This is a genomic window from Erwinia sp. (genome assembly GCF_049696395.1).
In the GTDB taxonomy this organism is placed as follows: Bacteria; Pseudomonadota; Gammaproteobacteria; order Enterobacterales; family Enterobacteriaceae; genus Erwinia.
Map to the genome: position 1 here is coordinate 65,030 of NZ_JBAVTT010000183.1, position 22,049 is coordinate 87,078.

A 22,049-nucleotide genomic window follows, 5' to 3' on the forward strand; every position below is an offset into this window, starting at 1 on the left:
CAAAAACTTTAGCGAATCCCTCTGGCGGTGTCACCCAGAAAAAGCGATAAAATGCAGCATATTAGCTTTGCCGCCCGAGGACAAAATAAGAAAAGCCCGACAAATTGCCCCTTGCGCCCGGCCAATAAAAGAATAAAAATACACTTTTAGCGAATAATAATTCATAGAGGGTTTGCCGTGAAGGAACGGAGTACCGAGCTGGTTCAGGGTTTTCGTCATACTGTGCCCTATATCAATGCCCACCGTGGTAAGACGTTTGTCATTATGTTGGGTGGTGAAGCCATCGAGCATGAGAACTTCTCAAGCATCGTCAATGATATTGGCCTGCTACACAGCCTGGGCATCCGCCTGGTGGTGGTGTACGGCGCCCGTCCGCAGATAGACGCCAACCTGGCTGAGCATCAGCTGGAGCCGATTTATCACAAGCATACCCGAGTCACCGACGCGCAATCCCTTGAACTGGTTAAGCAGGCGGCAGGCCGTTTGCAGCTGGATATAACTGCCCGCCTGTCGATGAGCCTGAATAACACGCCGTTGCAGGGCGCGCACATTAACGTGGTTAGCGGCAACTTTATTATTGCCCAGCCGTTAGGCGTGGACGATGGCGTGGATTACTGCCACAGCGGCCGTATTCGCCGTATAGATGAAGAAGCTATCCACCGTCAGCTGGACAGCGGGGCGATAGTGCTGATGGGGCCGGTTGCGGTTTCCGTCACCGGCGAGAGCTTTAACCTGACCTCGGAAGAAGTGGCCACGCAGCTGGCGATCAAACTGAAAGCCGAGAAGATGATTGGCTTCTGCTCCGAGCAGGGCGTGACCAATGATGACGGCAATATCATCTCTGAACTGTTCCCAAATGATGCCCAGCAGCGTATTGAAGAGCTGGAAAAGCGTGATGATTATCTGTCCGGCACCGTACGCTTCCTGCGTGGCGCGGTTAAGGCCTGCCGCAGCGGCGTGCGGCGTAGCCATTTAATCAGCTATCAGGAAGACGGTGCGCTGTTACAGGAACTGTTCTCGCGTGATGGTATTGGTACGCAGATTGTGATGGAAAGCGCCGAGCAGATCCGCCGCGCCACCATTAACGATATCGGCGGCATCCTGGAGTTAATCCGTCCGCTGGAGCAGCAGGGAATTCTTGTGCGTCGCTCACGCGAGCAGCTGGAGATGGAGATTGATAAGTTCACCATCATTGAGCGCGATAACCTGACTATCGGTTGTGCGGCACTCTATCCGTTCCCGGAAGAAGAGATCGGTGAGATGGCCTGCGTGGCTGTGCATCCGGATTACCGCAGCTCCTCTCGTGGCGAAGCGCTGCTGGAACGTGTGGCATTGCAGGCCCGTCAGATGGGGTTGAAGAAACTCTTCGTGCTGACCACCCGCAGCATTCACTGGTTCCAGGAACGAGGCTTTACACCGGTAGATATCGAAGTGCTGCCGGAAAGTAAAAAGCTGATGTACAACTATCAACGCCGTTCAAAAGTGCTGATGGCCGATCTACGTCACGCGCGCCTGTTCTCCTGAGAACAGGAAAACAGCTGTTAACGTCAGTCACAACGTATCAATAGCATAAAAAAAAGGGGCGATTTCTCGCCCCTTTTTAACGTCTGAATTCCGCCAGTGTCTGACCTGATTTGCTCACATCTGGCCGTCTATTCCGTCAGTCGTTCAACCAGCCCGCTGCGCCTCAAAGTGCGCATCTTCACCGAATTGTTTAACACGCCCTGTTCTGCATACAGCGTTAAGCGTAATTTCGCGCGGGTAATAGCGGTATAAACCAGTTCACGGGTGAGCACTGGCGTGAACTGGTTAGGCAGCACCAGCACCGTGTGCTCGAATTCAGATCCCTGAGACTTATGCACGGTCATGGCATAAGCCGTGTCGTGCGGTGGCAAACGGCTTGGCTGCACGGCCTTGATACTGCCATCGGGCAAGGGGAAGAACACTTTCAGCGCCTGATCCTCGTCCAGCATGGCAATGCCAATATCGCCATTGAACAGCCCCAGCGCGCTGTCATTGCGGGCTATCATCACTGGACGGCCGGGATACCATTTACTAGCAGCGCCAGGTGAACGGCGGATCAAGCCAGCTTTTTGCAACGAGACCTCAATACGTTCATTCAGCCCCATCACACCGAATGGCCCTTCGCGCAAGGCGCAAAGCAGCTGAAAACGACTGAAAGCGTCCAGCACCTCGGCTGGTTGCGCGCCTGCGGCAAGCAGTCTGAGAGAGTCGCGATAGCCCGCAACACAGGCATTCAGCAAATGCTGATAGTCTTCCCCGCTGCTCAGCGTAAAGCGCTCGATATCTTGGTGACCGGCCGCGAACACTTTATCCACCTGCCGCGTATCGCCAGCATTCACAGCAAGCGCCAGTTGACCAATCCCGGAAGAGGCATCAAAACGGTAGCTCTTGCGCAGCAGGCAAATGCTGTCCCGCACCGGCGGCGCCAGCTGGTCTTCCCTGCCTTCGACAACACAGCCAGTTAACTGGCTAAGCTCTTGCGACCGCGCAAGGCTGTAACCCGCTTCCGCGCAGCGGCAAATATCCCCCAGCACCGCACCGGCTTCCACCGAGGCCAGCTGATCGCGGTCGCCAAGGAAAATCACTCTGGCCTGCGAAGGTAAGGCGGCGATCAGATTGGCCATCATCGGCAAATCCACCATCGAAGCCTCATCCACCACCAGCAGGTCGAGGTGCAGCGGATTGCCTGCGTGATAACGCATCCTTTGGCTGCCTGGCACGGCACCCAATAAACGGTGCAGCGTGGTCGCCTCCGCAGGGAAACGGTGTTTCTCCTTGTCACTGACCTCCAGACGCTGAAGCGCTTTTCCTAATGATTCGGTCAGTCTTGCCGCCGCTTTACCGGTTGGCGCAGCCAGCCGGATACGCAACGTCCCTTCTGAAAGAGACAGCAACGTTGCCAGCAATTTCGCCACGGTGGTGGTTTTACCGGTGCCTGGCCCGCCAGAAATCACCGAGATTTGACGAGTGATAGCCACTGCTGCGGCAATTTTTTGCCAGTCTTCCGGCTGCTGACCAAACTGCCTGTCCAGCGCCGCGCGCAGTTGCAGTGGGTCGAATACAGTCGGGGCCGCTTCACGCACGATAAACCGCGCTACTTCACCTTCTGACTGCCACATCCGGTGCAGATAAAGACGCTGCTGATGTAAAACCAACGGTGTGGCCGTTGCACCCTCGCCCACCGCTTCAGACGTTGGTAGCAGGGTCAGCCACTCAGGCTCCCCCGCTGCCAGCCAGAGCTGACGGGCAAGTTCGGGCTGCCGTCCGTCAAAGAGTGACTGCTCGGTAAACTGAGCCAACGGCAGGCAGACATGCCCTTCTCCCGCTTCGGCGCTGACGCAGGCGGCAGCCAGCATTACAGCAGGCTGATCCTCCGACGCCACCATGCGCGCAAACTGAATATCCAGCGAGCGGAACAGCCGCAGTTCACTGGCCTGCTGCAACAACGCCACTATCCCTGACATAGATCCTCCTGCTCTTTACCGGCAAACAGGGCGTCCAGCGCGGTAATAAACCCAACATCAGGTCGGGTTCGGAAAATACCGTTCTCGCTGGCGGTGCCGTCAACGCCACGTAAAAATACATAGAAGATGCCGCCAAAATGCTGCTGATAGTCATAATCAGCCAGCCGATGGCGCAGGTAACGGTGCAGAGCCAGACTGTAAAGCTGGTACTGTAAATCGTAGCGGTGAGACTGCATCGCCAGCGCCATAGCCTCAGGCGTGTAGTCTTCAGCTGTAGCGCCCAGCCAGTTGGATTTGTAATCCAGCAGGTAATATTTTCCCTGCCAGCAAAAGACCAGGTCAATAAAGCCTTTTAACATCCCCTGAACCTGCTGGAAGTTCAGCGGAGGACATTCTGCCGACAGCGGATCGTTCTGGCGGATTAAGGTGTCCAGACGTGAAGCTGTCAGCATTTGTTGAATGGGCAGATAGAACTGTAACTCTACCTGGCGCTTGTCGGCAGGCAGTTGGCTGAGGCTAACGCCTGACTCATCCAGCGGCGTTTGCAGGATCCGTTCCAGCCACGCCTTCATCACCGGCAGCCAGGCCAAATCATACCCTTGCGCCAGCAGTTGCTCGCTCAACCACTCCTCTTCAACAGGTTGAGTGAAGTCGAGGCTTTCAAACAGTCCGTGCAGAAAAGTCCCTGGCGCAGCACCGCGAGGAAAACTGTGTGGAGTGAGTTGTGTCATCAACGGGTTTTGGCTTTCACCAGCCGCATCCACATCCAGTTTGGGTAACAGATCGAAGGTGACGGACTGCCCGTGCTGCTGAAGGCTGGAATAACTGGTGACACGCCACTCATCACGCAGCGTTCGGGTGATTTGCTGGCTGCTTAGCACCTGCTGTTCATCCTGCACCGGCTGCCACGGCGTACTGTCTCCTGCAGTGGCGATGATAACCTCAATCGAGGCATTTTCCAGGTTCTGGAGGTGGCTGAGCAGTTGGCTGGCATCAGCGGCTTCGCCCTGCTGAACCAGATAGCCTGGCGCGCTGCGATGCAGGTCGCTGTTGCCTTCTTTCTTGCGGTTACCTTTAACCAGAGGCGCAATACCTACGCTGCAATGCCAGACTGAACGGGTCAGCGCCACATAGAGCAGCCGCAGATCCTCCGCCAGTCTTTCTTGTTCGGCCAGCTCCACGCTCTCTTCGTCATCACGTAAATCCAGCAAGGCCTGGTAGCTTTCACGGTCGTGATAAATCCCCTGACCGGCTTCGCGATAGTTGGCGACAAACGGCAGCCAGACCAGCGGATACTGCAACCCTTTGGATTTATGAATGGTCACTATCTGCACCAGATGACGATCGCTCTCTAAGCGCAGCTGCTGGCCGGAGGACTGCCCATTAGGCTGAGCCACTTCCTGAGCCAGCCAGCGCACCAGCGCATGCTCACTGTCCAGCTGAGCGGAGGCTTCCTGCAGCAGTTCACCAAGATGCAGTAAGTCGGTCAGCCGCCGCTCTCCGCTCTCGGAGGCCAGCAAATCTTCGGCAATCTTGCGGTTGATCATCAGTTCACGCAGCATTGGCAGTACGCCACGTTTCAGCCAGCGTTGGCGGTAACCGTCGAACTCATCCACCAATGCATCCCAGGCGCGCTCATTCTGGTTAAGCGCATCCAGCGTGACGGCGTCCAGACCAAATATGCTGGTCGCCAGCGCGCTGCGCAGCACCCGTTCCTGTTCCGGTGCCAGAACAGCCTGTAACAGCCAGAGCATTTCACGGGCTTCAGGCGTGGTAAACACGCTGTCGCGGTTTGAGAGGTATACCGAGGGAATATTCAGGCCATTTAGCGCTTCACGCATCACCGAGGCTTCACCCCGGCTTCGCACCAGAATAGTGATATCAGAAGCCTGCACAGGACGACGATTGTCGCCTTTGCCAATCAGCGCTGTCCCTCCCTGACCCGCCGTCAGCCAGTGGCAAATTTCCGCCGCACACTGACGCGCCATAAACTGTTGGTAGTCACTGACTCCTACGCCATCGCCTGGCTGGAGCCAGAAGCGTAACGCCGGTTGCTCAACGCCTGCCAGGGTAAAACTGAGTGCCGCATTGGGTTCGGCAGGTTGCACCGCAATAAACGGAATGTCGCTGAACAGAAACGGATGCTGTTGTTGAGAAAACAGGCGGTTAACGCTGTTTACCATTCCCGGCGAGGAGCGCCAGTTAGTCTCCAGGGTATAGTGGGCACTAACTTCGTTTCTTGCTTTCATATAGGTGAAAATGTCCGCACCGCGGAAAGCGTAGATCGCCTGTTTGGGGTCGCCAATCAGCAACAGCGCATTGTCGGGTTGCTTACCGTAGAGCGTGCGGAAGATACGGTATTGCTGGGGATCGGTATCCTGAAATTCATCAATCAGCGCCACAGGATAGCGTCCACGAATGGCCTCAGCCAGCGCACCACCGGCCGGTTGCTGTAGCGCGCTGTCCAGCCTGCCTAACAGATCGTCAAAGCCCAGCAACGCATTGAGCTGTTTCTCTTTTTGCGTCGCAAAACGAATTTCACTTAACGCACGGGCGATAACCAGCTCCCGCAGAGAGAGTGGCTCCGCCAGGAAGCGGTCAATCTCATCAAACAAAGGATGGTGTGGCGCTTCCCCTTTTTTGGTTTTTTCCAACAAAACACGCTGACTAAAACGCTCAAGATCTTTCGGGAAGCTGTAATCCTGGGTCTCTTCCGTCGCCCACTGGCTGAGTTTTTCCAGCCAGTTAGGTAAGTGCTTACTACTGTAGCTACGCTTATCCACACCAGATTGAGCAATCAAATCATGCAGATTGCCGGCGGCCAGCCAGGCCGATTTAAGCCGATCAATCCCGGCAATGATTTTGTTATGCCGCTCGGTGAAGGTTTCCTGCAAATCTGGCGGGTGTTTCAGTGAGGGAGCTTCGCCGTTCAACCAGGGCGATAAGGTGTTCAGCAACTGGTCCGGGCCCTGCCACATCTGGGTCATCACCCTGGCAATGGACAGCGGTAACGGATAGCAATAGCGACGCCAGAAATCTGCCGTAGCCTGACGACGCAGCGGAGACTCATCCTCAATCAGCTGCTGTTCAAACAGCATGCCGGATTCAAAAGCATTGAGGTTAAGCATTCGCTGGCAGAAGCCGTGAATGGTAAAAATTCCGGCGTCATCCATCTGCCGCTCGGCGGCCAGTAATTGCGCGGCGGCCTGCTGTAAATCAGGGATCTGCTCAAGCAGCTGAGCCAACATTACGTCGCCAGTCTGGCCCCGCACACAGGCAATACGTAGCTTGTGGATATTTTCCCTGATACGACCACGCAGCTCGGCGGTGGCCGCTTCGGTAAAGGTCACCACCAGAATTTCTTCTACCGGCAGCGGACGGAAATAAGCGGCTTCGCCGCCCAACCCCAATAACAGGCGAAGGTAGAGCAACCCGATGGTGAAGGTCTTACCGGTGCCTGCCGAGGCCTCGATTAGCCTTTCTCCCTGCAAAGGCAGCGTTAAGGGATCAAGGCGCTGGGCAAGTTGAGTCATGGTTTATCGCTTTTCACCGGGAAAGATTGCTGCAGTTTGGACACTTCTTTCCAGTTGGTAAAGCCTTCTGGCTTAGCATAATCCGCCTTGTCATGTTGACTGCCTGAAATCTGCGATAACAGCGTCAGACCCTGCGGTTCAATCACCGCTTTATGGAAGAAAGTCGCCATTTTTTCCGGGGTCAGCACCTGGATCTGCGCAATCACTTTCTCGCGGGTATCAAACTGGTAGTTTTCACGGTTGAAGTCTTTGCTAAAGCGCCCTGCTTCTTCATCCAGCGTTTGCGGGCGCTGTTTCAACTCGTTGATCATTGAGGCCTGATACTGCGCAAAGTCTTCTTTGCTCATCTCACGCAGACGCTTCTCAGCGGTTGGGTAGAACGCCTGGAAACGGGTCAGCAGATAAGCCGGCTGCTTCACATTACTTTGCAGCAGGAAGCCAATGCCCCACTGACGGCCAACCGGCATCTGGAAGGAGAACACCGCATAACCCAGCTGCTCTTCGGTGCGCAGCTGATTGTAGAACCACGGCTGAATAATCTGGCTTAGCAGCGCACTGCTGGCAACACTTTCGTATTCCGGATAGCCCAACGGGACGTAGAGAGCGGCCAACGCAGAGTCGGTGCTACTGCCTTCGTCCTCCAGATTGGCGGAGGTTTTCTTATCAATGTACAGGTACTGACTGTGCCACCAGCTCTCTCCCGAACAGTTCAGCTGGCTCTTCACCTCCGTGGCTAACGTTTTGGTTGCCTCTTCGGTCATATTCCCGACCACCATCAGCTCAGGCGTTGCCTTCTCAAGCAGCATCTTACGATAGGCTTTTACGTCATCAAGGGTAATACCGGCCACCAGCGCACGGCGTTCGCTGCGTTGGGTGTAGGGCAGCTGCGACACCATCTGGGCGGGCTGAATAGCCAGCTCAAAGGCTTTGCCCTTCGCGGCTGAGGCTAAACGCTCCAGATACCAGGACTTCGCCTGATCCAACATCTGCTGGTCTGGCTGATAGGTGGCGTAGCTTTTCAGCAGCTCTTTCATCAGCTCTGGCAGATGCTGCGTGAAGCCACTCGCGCTGAAGGACACACCATCATCTTCACCGGTAGAGAAACTGATCCCCGCCACCGAAGCCTGCGAGTTCAGCTCATCCAGCGCCAGTCCGGCCATATAATCGTTCAGCCCGTACATGACCTGATTTTTAGCCGTGCTCATCGCCTCTTTATTTCTCAGGGCAAGAGTAATGCTGGCCTTGGGATCGTTAGCATAGAACTGGCTTGGCATGTAGAACACCCGCAGGCCTGGCTGATTCACCACTTCGGCTGGATGGGCGTACTTCTGGCCCGGCTTGATCAGGGTGAAATCGCTCGGGATGTACGGGTTCAGCACCGGCAACGACAGGGTGATTTTCTCGCTGTCTGCCTGCCACTGAGCAAAATGCGCTGGCGTGATGCTGTCCACCTGATATGGCGCATCCACAAAGTAAGCCACTTTGTTGTGCGGTTCGTCAGGGCTGATGTACCAGATGCGCGCATTTTGCGGCGTCATACCCTCCAGGCGGGCTTTGATAGCCTGAGCATCATATTGGTCGGCGATGTAAGGCGCATCCAGCGTATCGGCAACCGGAACGCGCAGCATGGTGTCCGCCAGCCATTCGATGTAATCCATGTCACGGGTGATTGACGGATAGCGGAAGTCCAGGTTCAACACGTTGGCAACTTCATCAAAATAGCGCTTATCAATGCCGCCACTGCGCAGGGTATTCAGGTAGCTGAACACGGCCGCAATCACCTGGTCGCGGTTTGCCTGACCTTTATCAGTCAGCGAAACGGAGATCGAGAAAACGCCGCCGTTACGATCAACAACCGGGTCAGCACCGGCATCAATTGAATCTGCCAGCCCCTGGTTTTGCAGCCAGTCAGAGAGGGTGTTTTTACTGCGGTTGCCGATCAGATAGGCGATCAGCGTGTCAGTCTTACTGCGGAACTTGTCGCTGTTGTTCTCAATACGGAATTCAATTTTTAGCTGCTTGCGTGGCTGGGCAGGGACGTAATGAATGATGATGCCTTTTTGCTTATCGGTCACTACAGGCACGGTGATATCCGGCACCGTGGCATTACTGTTTGCCACCCGACCAAAGGTTTTGGCCGCAATCGTCTGCAGCTCAGCCAGCGGCTTATTGCTGTAAATTACCGCCTTCATCAGATTAGCCGAGTAGTAACGGTGGTAGAAGGCCGTCAGCGCATCGTGTAATTTGCTGTCCGGTTTGTCCTTCAGGGTGTCCAGATTGCCGCCGGAGAACAGCGAACTTGGGTGATCGGGGTTCAGCGTTTCAGCCCCAACTTGTGCCATGCGCAAGCCGTCGCGGGAGCGAGCCATGGTCAGTTCAGCATTCACCGCGTGACGTTCACGGTCCGCATTGACGGGGTCCAACAGCGGCTCAGCAATGGCATCAGCCAGCCGATCTACCGCCGGTTCCAGCGCGTCATTTTCCACTTCCAGATAAAAAGCGGTGCGATAAGAAGCGGTGCTGGCATTGTGGCTGCCGCCATGTTTTTTAAGGAATTCGGCCAGATTGTCAGGTTGAGGATAGCGTTTAGAGCCCATCAACAGCATGTGCTCAAGGTAGTGAGCCAGGCCTTGCTGGTTGCGCGGGTTTTCTAAAGAACCGACTGGAATGGTCAGCGCTGAAAGGGATTTTGTCGCCTGCGGATCGGACACCAGCAGTACAGTCATCCCATTATCCAGCTTGATGGCCTGATACTGGCGTGGGTCTTTTTCACTCTTGCGGATCGTTTCAGGGATCGGCTGCCAGCCAGGTTGTGCCTGCACCAGAGGGCTCAACGTAAACAGCAGGAAAAGCGTGGTAAACCAGACTGCATAACGACGCATTCAAACTCCTCGACGATCTAATCTTCTGGCTTGCCGTTCTGGTGCGGGCCCGACGGCAGCAGATATTTAACCTGGATATTTCCCCTTCCGGCTGTGGACGAGAAAGGGACAAGAAAGTAAAAAACGGCAAATAGTTATAAAGTAACACTACAGGATGTCTTACTGCATGTCATTCATCTGCAGCAACGGCAGCAGCCAAATTTCCGCGTTGAGCGTGATCTGCTGCACTATTTCATCATCCAGCGTGCGGAACAGCCTGGCCAGATAAGGATCGCTCCCTTCACCTTCAATCTGCATATTCCCCTGCCAGGCCTGCAACAGTTTGCTACGGGCTTTGGCCTGAGTGCTTTCCTCTTTCAGCAACACCCCTGTCTTATCGTCATAACAGGCTTCCAGCCAGGCTCCGCCGCTTCGCGCGAGGAGCAACAAAGGTGAGCACATGCCCTGCTGATAACCTTCTATATACCGCTCAAGCCACTCTCTGGCCTGAATAGCCGGCAATGGGGGGAAGCGCCACTGGCTCTCTTTGCGGCCATACATCCGGCTCTCGCCCTGCCCGCCCAGCGTGCAGTAAACCAGATGCTCAAGCCACAGTGATAAGGCGTCGGTAAAATTCAGGTGGCCAGGCCGCCAGCGCAGCAAGCCATCATCCTGAACCTGCGGGAGCCAGCCGTTGAGCTGTATCCCGCCGATCGGCAAGGCAATCTCCCAACTGACCGCATTGGCGCGTTGTTCCCGCACGCGACCAGCCAGCTCGGCCATCTCTTCCTGCTGCTCCAGCCAGAACAACTCGCCATAAGCCCCAAAAGGAAGATTCCCTGCTGCGCGCTGCCGGGCGTAAAGAGGCTCGCTGGGTTGCCGATCGATTAGCGCATTCAGCAGTTGAGTGTTGACCTGATAACGGCTGAGATTGTCGAGGGTAAAAGGTTCAGCATCCGGTAAACCCGCGTCTTCCAGCCTGAAGCTCACGCCGAGCCGCAGGCTGAAAAAGGCCCGGACGGGATGACGCCAGAAGCGCACCAGCTGCTCGAAGTTAAGCTCAGCGAGCTCCAGCGCGGGTAACGCCTGCATAAAGGCAGGGTGCGGCACGCCGCTGGCATTGGCAGCAGGCAGCCATTCAGCGGCAAAGCTTTTGAATTCGGACTGCGGCGAGAAATTCTCTGCGGCAAAAGGCATCCGGCTGTGCAGGTGATGTAAATGGTGCATCACCGCCTTGGCGCTTTGGTCAACATCGAGTTGCCGATCGTCAGGCAGGCAGAAGCTCTGGCTGATGTACTCCACCAGCTCGCTGACCAGCACCGAAGGAAAGCGTTCTGAGTTGTCCTGAATAGTGCGCCCGATATAGCTGATATAGAGCTGTTGCTGAGCCGAATTAATCGCTTCAAGGAACAGGTAACGATCGTCATCGCGACGGCTACGGTCGCCTTTTTTCGGCTGCTGACTCATCAGGTCAAAGCCCAACGGCGGCAGCGTGCGCGGATAAACCCCATCATTCATCCCCAACAGGCACACCACCTTAAACGGGATAGAACGCATTGGCATCAGGGTACAGAAGTTGATCGGCCCGGCAAGGAAACGCTGGCTGATCCTCTCCTGATCGAGTCGGGAAGCCAGCTCATCACGCAACAGCGAGAGCGGAACAGCCTGGTGATACTGGGCCTGAATGCCATAGTTAATAGCCTGCTGCCACTGCTCTTCTATCAGCGCCAATGCGGCTTCGGTATCGGCATCTGCGGCAAAGAAATCCTGCAGTAGCGCCCGGCAAAGTGGCAGCCACGTCTCCAGAGAGCGTGCTTCAGTCAGCATCGTTCGCCAGTGGCGCAGGCGCATCAGCAGTTCAGCCAGGTTGCCAGCCAGTTCGGCAATCAGCCCGCTGGACTCATCGTAAGGCAGTACGCCGTGCCAGTGCCCGCTTTCGCTGTTCATGGCATAGCCCAGCAACATCCTGGTCAGACCAAATTGCCAGGTGTGCTGCCCGGTCGGCGGCAAGTCCAGATCGCGGACGGTGTCGTCATCCAGCCCCCAGCGGATCCCGGACTCTTCCACCCAGCGACGCAGGCGCTTCAGCCCTTCTTCATCAATGGCAAAGCGGTTCGCCAGGGCCGGAACCTCAAGCAGCGCCAGCACCTCTTCAGAGGTGAAGCGGCTGTCAGGCAAGCTCAACAACGAGATAAAAGCCTGCAAGGCTGGATGCGCCTGACTCGCCCGGCGGTCAGAGATGGCAAAAGGTAAATAGCGCCCGGCAGGTGCGTTGCCAAACACGGCCTGAATAAACGGGGTATAAGCATCAATGTCGGCCACCATCACAATCACTTCCCGCGGAGAGAGTGAAGGATCATCAGCCATCATTTGCAGCAGACGATCCTGTAATACTTCAACTTCCCGCTGTGGGCTGTGGCAAAGATGGAGGCTGACCGACCTGTCAGCAGGATCTAACAGGCGTTTACCGGTACTGGTTTCCCACTGCTGCTGCTGCTGACCAATCACCGCATTGTCTTCCAGCTCTAACAGGTCACGCTGCAACGTTTGCAGCAGCGTGGTGGGCTCGATATCGACAAACGCATCGATCTCCTGGCACTCCATCTGGGCCAGCAGATAAAGATTATCCCTGCCCAGTTTGCCCCAGGAGGCCAGCAGTGGATTACTTAGCTGCTGCTCGCCCGCTTCATTAAACAGCGCGGAGGCATCGGCCTGCCGGAACAGCGGACTCTCGCTTTGCCGTTGAAAATGCTGACGCCGACGGCTCTGGAGTTTCGCAAGGAAAGCATAATCCTGAATATCCCCCCAATAATGGCGGCAGGGATTGGTAAACAGCAGATGAATGTCGATGTGCCTGCCAAGCGCCTGCAGCGCCTGAAGGTACACCGGAGGAAGCGCTGAAATCCCACAGATAAAGACTCTGTCTGGCAGATTTGGCGGCCGTTCACTGCTGTTTTCAAGCTTGCTGATAAAGCGCGCATAGAGATTGGCTCGGTGCCATTCTGGCTGGCCCAGCTCACGCGTGTACTCCACCAGCGCAGCCCAGAGAGGAGATTGCCACTGTTGCGCTTCGCCCAGTCCTTCAATGAGCTGCCCTTTTTCCCAGCTGTTCAGCCACTCAGGGCGGTAAACCAGATACTGGTCAAAGAGATCCGCCACGCGGGAAGCCAGCTGAAAGAGCTTGCGCTTGTCCTGGTCCTCGGTCAGATAGTGCTGCAGAAGCGTGAATTCAGGGCGTGCAAGCATCGCAGGCAGGATAGCCATCAGCTTCCAACTCATACTGGCTTTGTTAAACGCACTCTCTTTAGGAATACCCGGTAAAACGCGAACAAACATGTCCCAGATAAAAGTCGCAGGTAAAGGAAAGGCGAGGTTAGCTGCAATGCCGAACTGCTCAGCCAGCGACATTTGTAACCACTGCGCCATGCCCGGGCTTTGTACCAACACCACTTCAGCCTGGAAGGGATCGCGCAGGGGCTGGTTTTCAATCTGAAAGGCCGCCAGCGTCTTCAGCAAGTCCAGCTGATTAGAGTGGTAAACGGTAAACATGTCTGCTCCTTTTGGGGATGTCGCTTTGCGCCAACACTGTAACCTGTCAGGGCTCGGTTGCAAATCGTCAGCCCTGTTCACTGGCTGATATTCGGGCAACTCAATAACGCTAACTGCGCCTTACGTCCGAGCGGGCTCACTACGTAAGTGGTCAACAGTGGGCAGCCTGCTGGCCCCAACTGCTGCACTATAGACGTCTGCCAGCCTGGTGGCTGGTAGCCTTCAAAGCGCTGTAAGGCATAGCGCCAGGCCTGCCGCTGTTGGTTCTGTAACTGAAAACCTTTCGCCAGCGCCAGCTGATATTGCAGCAAGGCCGTCAAGCTGCTGGCAAACAGCAGCAGAGCAACCAGGGTTTCCGGCAGGCTAAAGCCCCGCTGGTTTTTCATCAGGATGGCATCCTTCTTCTTCTGCCAGCGGGCAGTAATCAAGCCAGCCATGCGGCACGGCTTTCACACTCACCGCCCCCACTCTGACTCCCCACTGATAGTGAGCAATGGTGCCCGGCCCGCTGTCACCCCGCAGTAATTCTCGTTGGTCGTCCACGGCAGCAAGGCAACTGCGCCAGCCTTTGCTGTCCTCCAGCTGACAGTGCCATCCTTGGATCTTCGGCCACTTGATCCTTGCTCCCCAACGTAAAGCAGACCTGGCCTGCGCAGTTTGTTGCAAGTACTCCCGCTCATCATGGACCCGGCTCAAGCCGTCATCTAACTGCTTACGGGTGGCATTTAGCAGGGCCGCCGACAAAGCCAGCAGGATAATCACCATAATCAACGCGCCTCCGCCCTGCTGCCGTAACGCATTCATAAATTGCCCGCTGTTAGCCAACGTTCCACAGTCAGCCGAACGGACGGGAAGGCTTTAACGAAAGCTGTAATGGCCAGCTGGATCTGATTGCCACTCTTCGTCACCCTGAAATCCTCGACAGTGATCGTTCTGGGATCATTCAGCTTTTCCCATCCACCGCCTTCACAGCGATCCACACCCCGTTGCAGTTCCAGGCTGTGGTCACGCCAGCGATAGCCATAAAAATCACTGTCACTGCTCTCCACACCTTCCCACTTTCCGTTACTGTTTTCATCCCAACGTACCAGTAAACAGCGCCCATCAGCCCCCAAAGTCAGCCCCTGACCGGCACATTCTCCGTGGCAATATCCGGCTCTGAGAACGGATTTTTCCAGCGTGAACATCATCAACTGCAGCTCTTCCTGCAGCTGAAAACGCATCAGGGTCTGCAGATTATTCAGTTGCAGAACCGGGAGCAGCTTTGCCGCGCTGAGCAGCAATATGCCGCTGATTGCCAGCGCTACGAGCATTTCTGCCAGACTGAATCCAGCCTGCTTCATAAACAGTTGTCCTCACAAATTCGCACTCTCCCACGAGAAGACACCACGATATGTCGTTCACCGGCGTCTCCCGAGATCACAATCCGGCCTGGCCTGGCCACATTCCCCCGCCCATAGAACCCCATTCCCTCGGTCAGCGACAGCAACCTAATCTCCGGCCAGGGCGCTGGAAGCAGATGGCGTGAGGCTTTCCCACAAGGTTGCAGCTGGCCACTTCCCACACACCAACCCGGCCCTTTGCCCTGCCAAAGCAACAGCGGGCTGTTGTGCTCATTAGCCTCGCTGCGCAGGCGCAAAAGGAAATGCTGTAGCTGACGCGCACTGTCATTCAGCCGCTGGCGTTGCTGCCAATTTTGCCAGCCGCTAATGGCGCCGAGTGTCAGAATGCTGGCAATCACCATCACGATTAACAGTTCGGTTAGGGTAAATCCGCTCATCGTTTTCATCGCTGCATTGTGCTTTTTCACCCGCACAGATCCAGCGACAATCCGGCAAAGCGTGACGCTTTATCCAGTAACATTTTAGCCTTACAGCATAAGGACAAAGTATTTGCGGGGGCTCTCGTAAAATGATTTGCTGGAGGGAGAGAGTGCACAACAGGATGAGTTATGGCAGATGAATGTGAACTGGTGGATTTAGCCCAGGCCTTTCCCCAGTTAAAAATTGAGATGAAATACGCCACCGCAGACAATATTTGTGGCCGCCCTATTTATTGCGAAGACCGTTGCTTACTTCACCCTGACGCCGCCAGCGCCCTGGAAAAGTGCATTACTATTGCGGAGCTGGCTGGCTTTACTTTACTGGTGTACGACGCCTATCGCCCGCAGCAGGCCCAGCACAATTTATGGCACGCCTGCCCTGATCCGGCCTACGTAGTGGAAGTTTCGCTGGGATCTAACCATAGCCGGGGAACGGCCATCGATCTGACGCTGCTGGACAGTGACGGTCTGATTGTGGATATGGGCGCAGGATTTGATGAAATGCATGAGCGTTCGCACCCTTATCACCCAAGTTTGTCGCAGCAAGCACAACGCAACAGACTGATGCTGAATGCCATTATGTCTGGCGGTGGGTTTAAAGGGATCGCCACTGAATGGTGGCATTTCGAACTGCCAGGCTCAAACCGCTATCCTTTGCTTGAGGATCGTTTTGCCTGTTTTCCGCTGGGATGACTGACAGACAGGAACAGGAGCGGAAAGATCCGCTCCTGATACTCCTCAGATAGCGACCGGGGCCTTGATAGGCGGATGCGGGTCGTACCCTTCAATCTCGAAATCTTCGAAACGGTAATCGAACAGCGAAGCAGGCTTGCGCTTAATAACCAGTTTTGGCAACGGACGAGGGTCACGCGTCAGCTGTAAATTAGTCTGCTCAAGGTGGTTGCTGTACAGATGCGTATCACCGCCGGTCCAGACAAAATCACCGACTTCCAGATCGCACTGCTGCGCCACCATATGCACCAGTAACGCGTAGCTGGCGATATTGAACGGCAGGCCAAGGAAGATATCGCACGAGCGCTGATACAGCTGGCAGGAGAGCTTGCCATTAGCCACATAGAACTGGAAGAACGCGTGGCAAGGCGCCAGCGCCATCTCATCCAGCTCACCCACGTTCCAGGCAGACACGATGATGCGGCGGGAATCCGGATCGCTTTTTAGCTGCTGCAAAACGCGGGTCAGCTGATCGATTTCACGCCCGTCCGCTGCCCCCCAGCTGCGCCACTGTTTGCCATAAACCGGGCCAAGATCGCCGTTTTCATCGGCCCACTCGTCCCAGATGGTGACTTTATTCTCTTTCAGGTAAGCGGTGTTGGTGTCCCCATTGAGGAACCACAGCAGCTCATGCACGATGGAGCGTAAATGGCATTTCTTAGTGGTAACCAGTGGGAAACCATCCTGCAGGTTGAAACGCATCTGGTGGCCAAAAATCGACAGCGTGCCGGTGCCGGTACGGTCATTTTTCGGCGTGCCTTCTTCCAGCACTTTGCGCATTAAATCCAGATACTGTTTCATTTTGCCCCACGCACTTGCTGAGTACTCTGACGACGGTAAGCCCAGATCATCGTAATCATACCGATCAGGATCATCGGAATTGACAGGATTTGCCCCATGCTGATGGCATTATCAAACAGGCCCAGCTGCGCGTCCGGCTGGCGGAAGAATTCAACAATAATACGGAACGCCCCGTAACCGATCAGGAACAGGCCTGACACCGCGCCCATCGGGCGGTTTTTACGGATAAAGACGTTAAGAATGATAAACAGGACCACGCCTTCCAGCAGCAGTTCATACACCTGCGAAGGGTGACGCGGCAGCACGCCGTAAGTCGCCAGCAATGACTGCCATTCCGGGTGCGTTGCCGCCAGCGCGACGTCTTCACTGCGGGAGCCTGGGAACAGCATCGCCCACGGTAAATCAGGTGCCACGCGGCCCCACAGCTCACCGTTAATAAAGTTACCTAAGCGCCCTGCTCCCAGACCGAAGGGGATCAGTGGAGCAATAAAATCAGCCACCTGGAAGAAGTTGCGTTTGGTTCTGCGGGCAAACCACAGCATGACACAGATTACGCCAATCAGACCGCCGTGGAATGACATGCCGCCATCCCAGACTTTGAACAGGTACAGTGGATTATCGAGGAACAACGGCATGTTGTAGAACAACACGTAGCCGATACGCCCACCAAGGAACACGCCGAGGAAGCCTGCATACAGCAGATTTTCAACTTCTTCTTTTTTCCAGCCGCTGCCTGGCTTGTTGGCGCGACGAACGGCCAGCCACATGGCAAAAACAAAACCAACGAGGTACATCAAACCGTACCAGTGCAGGGAGATTGGCCCGACGGAGAATATTACCGGGTCAAATTGGGGGAAAGCCAGATAGCCGTTATTCATCTTTCACCATTGTTAAAGTCTGTCCTGACCTGCAGGCGACGGAAGAGGTAAACCAGTGCGCGCGCGGCGCTGCATTAAGGCGCGCATCATAGCACAGCCCGAATTGTTGCGATCTCGCTGAACTGTAAACTTTATTAAGAGATTCAGCGTCCGCCGCGGATCAGGCCGCCCAGGCCACGCCGTTCCATAAAGGCAGCAACAAGGTGGCGAACGTCACTGGCCAGCATCGCTTCAAGGCTACGGTTGGCAAGCGCGCAGGCTTCTTCGTGATCGATATGGTGCAGCAGGTATTTTACCCTCGCCACGTTGCGTCCGTTCATGCTCAGGTGGTGATAACCAAGACCAATCAGCACCGCAACGCAGATCGGGTCACCGGCCATCTCACCACACAGACAAAGCTCAACACCGGCCTTTTCTGCTTCCTGCGCAATGGTCTTCAGGCCGCGCAACACCGCCGGGTGCAGGCTGTCGTAAAGATTGGCTACCCGCGTATTATTGCGATCTACGGCCAGTAAATACTGGGTAAGATCGTTGGTGCCCACAGACACAAAATCAACGCGACCGGCCAGATGCCCGATCATAAAGATCATCGAAGGGACTTCAATCATCACGCCGATGCGCGGTTTCGGGATGGCATAACCCAGCATCTCTTCGACTTCTCGTGCAGCACGATCGATCAGCCTTTTAGCTTCATCAATTTCATCAATGCTGGTGATCATTGGCAGCAGAATACTGAGGTTATCGCTGGCGACGTTGGCACGCAGCATTGCGCGCACCTGCACCAGGAAGATTTCCGGCTGGTCCAGCGTCAGGCGGATGCCGCGCCAGCCCAGACAAGGGTTTTCCTCACTGATAGGCATATAAGGCAGCTGTTTATCTGCGCCGATATCGAGCGTGCGCAGCGTAACAGGCTTGCCCAGGAACAGCTGGAGCATGCCCTGATACTGGGCGACCTGCTCCTCTTCTGAAGGGAAGCCGTTTTGCAGCATGAAAGGAATTTCGGTGCGGTACAGGCCTACGCCATCTACCCAGCTTCCCAGCGCTTTTTCATGTTCCGCACTCAGGCCAGCATTGAGCATCACCTTCACTGACTGGCCGCTTTTCAGCGTGGCTGGCTGCTCAACAACATCTTCGGCCAGCTTGCTGAGTTCATTCTCTTCGCTGATTAGCTTCTGGTATTCCTGCACCAGCACCGGTTCAGGATCGACCAGCAACTCACCGCGATAGCCATCAACAATCAGCAGCCTGCCATTCATCAGCTCGGGCTGAATATCAGCGCCCATCACCGTTGGAATGCCCATCGCGCGCACCATAATAGCGGCGTGAGAGTTTGCAGCACCGTCGCGGACAACTACGCCCGCTAACCGATCGCGTGGCAGTTCAGCCAGCGTAGTCGCCGTTAGCTCATCAGCCACCAGCACAAATTTTGCCGGCCAGGTGCTGGTGCTTTGTACCGTGTCATCGAGGTGAAACAGTAAGCGTTGCCCCAGTACCCGCAAATCACCCGAGCGTTCCCGCAGATAGCTGTCCTGCAGGCTGGCAAATTGGGCGGCAAACTTCTCGATCACTTTTTTCACTGCCCACTCAGCCACCGAACCGGCGTCAATCTCAGCATAGAGATCTTTCTTCAGCCGGTTGTCGCTGAGCAAGTGGGAATAGAGATCGAAGATGGCGGCGCTTTCTTTGTGCACGCTGGCGGTAAAGCGTTTGCTGTAGCGGCGGAACTCGCTGGAGGCTTCATCCATCGCCAGAGAAAGACGTTCACGTTCGCGGTGCGTATCCAGGGTGGAAGCCGCGAAAACCTGATCCAGGGAGGGCTGAGTGGTATCCACCCAACCTTCAGCAACCGCCACGCCAGGTGCGGCGGCCAGTGCACGAATGCGAGTTTGTCGATACTGCCCGAACAGGGCATTGAGCTGCGATTGCGACAGGATGGTCGCCATCTGGGTTGCCAGCGTAACCAGGAAAGACTCTTCGCTTTCGTCAAACTGACGGTGCTCGCGCTGCTGCACCACCAGCACGCCCAATAACTGGCGTCGGCTGATGATCGGCACACCGAGGAACGAGCGGAAACGCTCTTCTTTTACCGAGGGAACATATTTAAAACTGGGGTGACTTTGCGCGTCAGCCAGGTTGATTGGCTCAGCCAGCCGGCCCACCAGCCCGACGATCCCTTCGTCAAAGGCTAGCGCGACGGTACGACCGCGAGGCTTTTTTAAGCCACGGGTCGCCATCAGGTAATAGCAGCGGCGATCGTGATCGGCCAGATACACCGAACAGACTTCGGTATCCATAGCCAGGCAGATCTCATTGACCAGGATATCAAGCGCCTCGGTAAGCCGGGGCGCTCCTGCCACTTTTTCAACTATTTCGCGCAGCTGTGTGAGCATAATCTACGTGGCTTAACCTCTCTTCCGTCGATAAGCAGGCATATTTCGCTGTGCGGTCGTCTCCTGCAGTGGCATCACCACGCTGGCGAACTCTTTCATCACCCGGCGATAGACGTCACGTTTAAACGAGACCACCTGACGAACCGGATACCAGAAGCTGACCCAACGCCAGCCGTCAAACTCCGGCGTGCTGCTGGTCTGCATATTGATATCTGCGTCATTGCACATTAACTGCAAAAGAAACCATTTCTGTTTCTGGCCGATACAAACCGGCTTTGTGTCCCAACGCACCAAACGTTTTGGCAACTTGTAGCGTAACCAGTTTCGGGTAGAGGCAAGGATGCGCACATCTTTGCGGTGCAAACCGACTTCCTCGAACAGTTCCCGGTACATCGCCTGCTCCGCCGTTTCACCAGGATTGATCCCTCCCTGGGGAAACTGCCAGGAGTGCTGGCCAAAACGTCTGGCCCACAACACTTGTCCCTGCCTGTTACAAATTACGATACCAACATTCGGGCGGTAGCCATCATCATCGATCACTGGACTACCTCAAACTAAAACTCGGATGTTCTGATTGTTTCATACTCCTTACAGGTGGTAAACCACTGCTTTACGCCCTCAGCACATGGCTGACACGGGATAACTCACAGTTTTGCACGAAGTTATAAACAGAGAGGGGCAAGAAAGCGCGATCTTATTCACGTTTTCTGTGGATAGCTTTGTGCAGAACTTGCTTAACGGTTGGGGAAAACTTTTTAATGCACGAAGCCCCCACTTTTTTTGCGCAGTATTAACTGACTCTAAATACTCAGATTTATCCTGATTTCCACCGAAAGAAACGCACGTTCATCTCCCTGTCACAGAGTGCAGTTTCCTGACTGGTGAAAGATCGAACACCCACCTTTTTATCCACAGGATATGCCGCTCAGTTAAGCATAAATCGTGCAAAAAGTGGCAAAACAGCCGCAGTCAAGGCTGTAAATCGAAACAGTATTCCCCTAAAAGGCAAGTTATCCCATTTTTCTGTGGATAACAGGGGGGGTGATCCTGTTCATTGTCGGTGACAAGTCGGGCATAACCTTTTGGCCTGGGGTTTTTAGTGCGGGGTGGCGAGGTAAAAAATCATGATTTATCATGCTATTATTCCTGTTTTGCACAATCCGTCCTGGCCGTATTAAGACGGGGCAAAAGTGTGGTGATTTTTTGAACGACAACAGAGAGTTATCGATGAGTCCTGAAGGTATTGCGCTTCCGCCACCAGAAAACGAAACTGTGCTGCTTGATCGTGCCCGTCAGCTGGCAGGCTTCACGCTGGGTGAACTGGCAGAAAGAGCGCATTTGTGGATCCCGCAGGATCTGCGAAGGGATAAAGGGTGGGTCGGCTTGTTACTGGAGCGCTATCTGGGTGCCAGTGCAGGCAGTAAGCCTGAGCAGGATTTTGCCGAGATCGGCGTGGAGTTAAAGACGATCCCGATAGATGCCTCTGGCAACCCGCTTGAAACGACCTTTGTTTGCGTTGCTCCTCTTACCGGCAACAGCGGCGTAACCTGGCAGACCAGCCATGTGCGTCATAAGCTGGCGCGGGTGTTATGGGTTCCCGTTGAGGGGGACCGGGCTATTCCGCTGGCAGAGCGTCGGGTCGGTGCTCCCCTTCTGTGGAGTGCCAGTGAAGAAGAGGAAGCCCTGTTACAGCGTGACTGGGAAGAGCTGATGGATATGATTGTGTTGGGCCAGGTAGAAAAAATTACCGCCCGTCACGGGGAAGTCCTGCAAATCCGTCCCAAAGCCGCGAACAGCAAAGCGCTGACCGAAGGAATTGGGGCAAACGGCCAGCCCATTATGACCTTACCGCGCGGTTTCTATCTGAAGAAAACCTTCACTGGCCCGCTACTCGCCCGCCATTTTTTGTTGTAATTCCCCCGGTTATCAGTCGCAGATAAAAGGTTTCCGGGATAGCGAGCAGGTGGCGGGTTGCGTATACTCCTCGTTTACTTT

The 22,049-nt window shown here is 55.2% G+C and carries 15 protein-coding genes; 3 read left to right on the top strand and 12 right to left on the bottom strand.

What is annotated here, in order from left to right; translation table 11 throughout:
* Positions 1-177 precede the first annotated feature (177 nt).
* Entirely contained in the window at positions 178-1,524 is a 1,347-nt protein-coding gene (gene argA, locus WCC56_RS21070; RefSeq protein ID WP_424694259.1) for an amino-acid N-acetyltransferase, read from the top strand.
* Positions 1,525-1,652: 128 nt separating this feature from the next.
* Here the strand turns inward: argA and recD are convergent, their stop codons facing one another.
* The 8 genes from recD to WCC56_RS21110 all read right to left on the bottom strand — a co-directional run bounded on the left by recD (position 1,653) and on the right by WCC56_RS21110 (position 15,220).
* Positions 1,653-3,488 carry an exodeoxyribonuclease V subunit alpha gene (gene recD, locus WCC56_RS21075; RefSeq protein ID WP_424694260.1) on the bottom strand — a complete coding sequence of 612 codons (1,836 nt, stop codon included), beginning with the start codon at positions 3,486-3,488 and terminating at the stop codon, positions 1,653-1,655.
* On the bottom strand, positions 3,476-7,021 hold the full coding sequence (gene recB, locus WCC56_RS21080) for an exodeoxyribonuclease V subunit beta (RefSeq protein ID WP_424694261.1): 3,546 nt from the start codon (positions 7,019-7,021) through the stop codon (positions 3,476-3,478). Before recB ends, recD begins: the two co-directional genes overlap by 13 nt.
* Positions 7,018-9,903 (bottom strand): pitrilysin, encoded by a 2,886-nt coding sequence (gene ptrA, locus WCC56_RS21085; RefSeq protein WP_424694262.1) that lies wholly within the window; start codon positions 9,901-9,903, stop codon positions 7,018-7,020. Before ptrA ends, recB begins: the two co-directional genes overlap by 4 nt.
* Positions 9,904-10,062: 159 nt before the next feature.
* Positions 10,063-13,431 (bottom strand): exodeoxyribonuclease V subunit gamma, encoded by a 3,369-nt coding sequence (recC, locus tag WCC56_RS21090; RefSeq protein WP_424694263.1) that lies wholly within the window; start codon positions 13,429-13,431, stop codon positions 10,063-10,065.
* 77 nt (positions 13,432-13,508) lie between these two features.
* Entirely contained in the window at positions 13,509-13,817 is a 309-nt protein-coding gene (locus WCC56_RS21095; protein ID WP_424694264.1) for a prepilin-type N-terminal cleavage/methylation domain-containing protein, read from the bottom strand.
* The gene (locus WCC56_RS21100; protein ID WP_424694265.1) at positions 13,795-14,235 is read right to left on the bottom strand and encodes a DUF2509 family protein; all 441 of its coding nucleotides are present in this window, start codon (positions 14,233-14,235) and stop codon (positions 13,795-13,797) included. Before WCC56_RS21100 ends, WCC56_RS21095 begins: the two co-directional genes overlap by 23 nt.
* On the bottom strand, positions 14,232-14,774 hold the full coding sequence (locus WCC56_RS21105; protein WP_424694266.1) for a prepilin peptidase-dependent protein: 543 nt from the start codon (positions 14,772-14,774) through the stop codon (positions 14,232-14,234). The genes WCC56_RS21100 and WCC56_RS21105 overlap by 4 nt, the downstream gene beginning before the upstream one ends.
* Entirely contained in the window at positions 14,771-15,220 is a 450-nt protein-coding gene (locus WCC56_RS21110; protein ID WP_424694291.1) for a GspH/FimT family pseudopilin, read from the bottom strand. The genes WCC56_RS21105 and WCC56_RS21110 overlap by 4 nt, the downstream gene beginning before the upstream one ends.
* 162 nt (positions 15,221-15,382) lie before the next feature.
* Here WCC56_RS21110 and ddpX point away from each other — a divergent pair, with 162 nt between their 5' ends.
* Entirely contained in the window at positions 15,383-15,946 is a 564-nt protein-coding gene (gene ddpX / locus WCC56_RS21115) for a D-alanyl-D-alanine dipeptidase (RefSeq protein ID WP_424694267.1), read from the top strand.
* A gap of 45 nt (positions 15,947-15,991) precedes the next feature.
* Here the strand turns inward: ddpX and thyA are convergent, their stop codons facing one another.
* The 4 genes from thyA to rppH form a co-directional block, all read right to left on the bottom strand.
* Positions 15,992-16,786 (bottom strand): thymidylate synthase, encoded by a 795-nt coding sequence (gene thyA / locus WCC56_RS21120; RefSeq protein WP_424694268.1) that lies wholly within the window; start codon positions 16,784-16,786, stop codon positions 15,992-15,994.
* On the bottom strand, positions 16,783-17,664 hold the full coding sequence (gene lgt, locus WCC56_RS21125) for a prolipoprotein diacylglyceryl transferase (RefSeq protein WP_424694269.1): 882 nt from the start codon (positions 17,662-17,664) through the stop codon (positions 16,783-16,785). Before lgt ends, thyA begins: the two co-directional genes overlap by 4 nt.
* A gap of 143 nt (positions 17,665-17,807) precedes the next feature.
* Positions 17,808-20,054, bottom strand: coding sequence for a phosphoenolpyruvate--protein phosphotransferase (gene ptsP / locus WCC56_RS21130; protein ID WP_424694270.1), 2,247 nt, complete (start codon positions 20,052-20,054; stop codon positions 17,808-17,810).
* A gap of 12 nt (positions 20,055-20,066) precedes the next feature.
* Positions 20,067-20,594, bottom strand: a complete 528-nt coding sequence (gene rppH / locus WCC56_RS21135; protein WP_424694271.1) for an RNA pyrophosphohydrolase — start codon at positions 20,592-20,594, stop codon at positions 20,067-20,069.
* A 687-nt stretch (positions 20,595-21,281) separates the two neighbouring features.
* On the opposite strand from rppH, the gene mutH reads away from it, so the two are divergent.
* The gene (mutH, locus tag WCC56_RS21140) at positions 21,282-21,968 is read left to right on the top strand and encodes a DNA mismatch repair endonuclease MutH (protein WP_424694292.1); all 687 of its coding nucleotides are present in this window, start codon (positions 21,282-21,284) and stop codon (positions 21,966-21,968) included.
* Positions 21,969-22,049: the final 81 nt, after the last annotated feature.

Bases quoted from the DNA above. Each gene is read 5' to 3' on its own strand.
- recD (WP_424694260.1), bottom strand. From the start codon at position 3,488: ATGTCAGGGATAGTGGCGTTGTTGCAGCAGGCCAGTGAACTGCGGCTG.
- recB (WP_424694261.1), bottom strand. From the start codon at position 7,021: ATGACTCAACTTGCCCAGCGCCTTGATCCCTTAACGCTGCCTTTGCAG.
- ptrA (WP_424694262.1), bottom strand. From the start codon at position 9,903: ATGCGTCGTTATGCAGTCTGGTTTACCACGCTTTTCCTGCTGTTTACG.
- recC (WP_424694263.1), bottom strand. From the start codon at position 13,431: ATGTTTACCGTTTACCACTCTAATCAGCTGGACTTGCTGAAGACGCTG.
- WCC56_RS21095 (WP_424694264.1), bottom strand. From the start codon at position 13,817: ATGAAAAACCAGCGGGGCTTTAGCCTGCCGGAAACCCTGGTTGCTCTG.
- WCC56_RS21100 (WP_424694265.1), bottom strand. From the start codon at position 14,235: ATGAATGCGTTACGGCAGCAGGGCGGAGGCGCGTTGATTATGGTGATT.
- WCC56_RS21105 (WP_424694266.1), bottom strand. From the start codon at position 14,774: ATGAAGCAGGCTGGATTCAGTCTGGCAGAAATGCTCGTAGCGCTGGCA.
- WCC56_RS21110 (WP_424694291.1), bottom strand. From the start codon at position 15,220: ATGAAAACGATGAGCGGATTTACCCTAACCGAACTGTTAATCGTGATG.
- ddpX (WP_424694267.1), top strand. From the start codon at position 15,383: ATGGCAGATGAATGTGAACTGGTGGATTTAGCCCAGGCCTTTCCCCAG.
- thyA (WP_424694268.1), bottom strand. From the start codon at position 16,786: ATGAAACAGTATCTGGATTTAATGCGCAAAGTGCTGGAAGAAGGCACG.
- lgt (WP_424694269.1), bottom strand. From the start codon at position 17,664: ATGAATAACGGCTATCTGGCTTTCCCCCAATTTGACCCGGTAATATTC.
- ptsP (WP_424694270.1), bottom strand. From the start codon at position 20,054: ATGCTCACACAGCTGCGCGAAATAGTTGAAAAAGTGGCAGGAGCGCCC.
- mutH (WP_424694292.1), top strand. From the start codon at position 21,282: ATGAGTCCTGAAGGTATTGCGCTTCCGCCACCAGAAAACGAAACTGTG.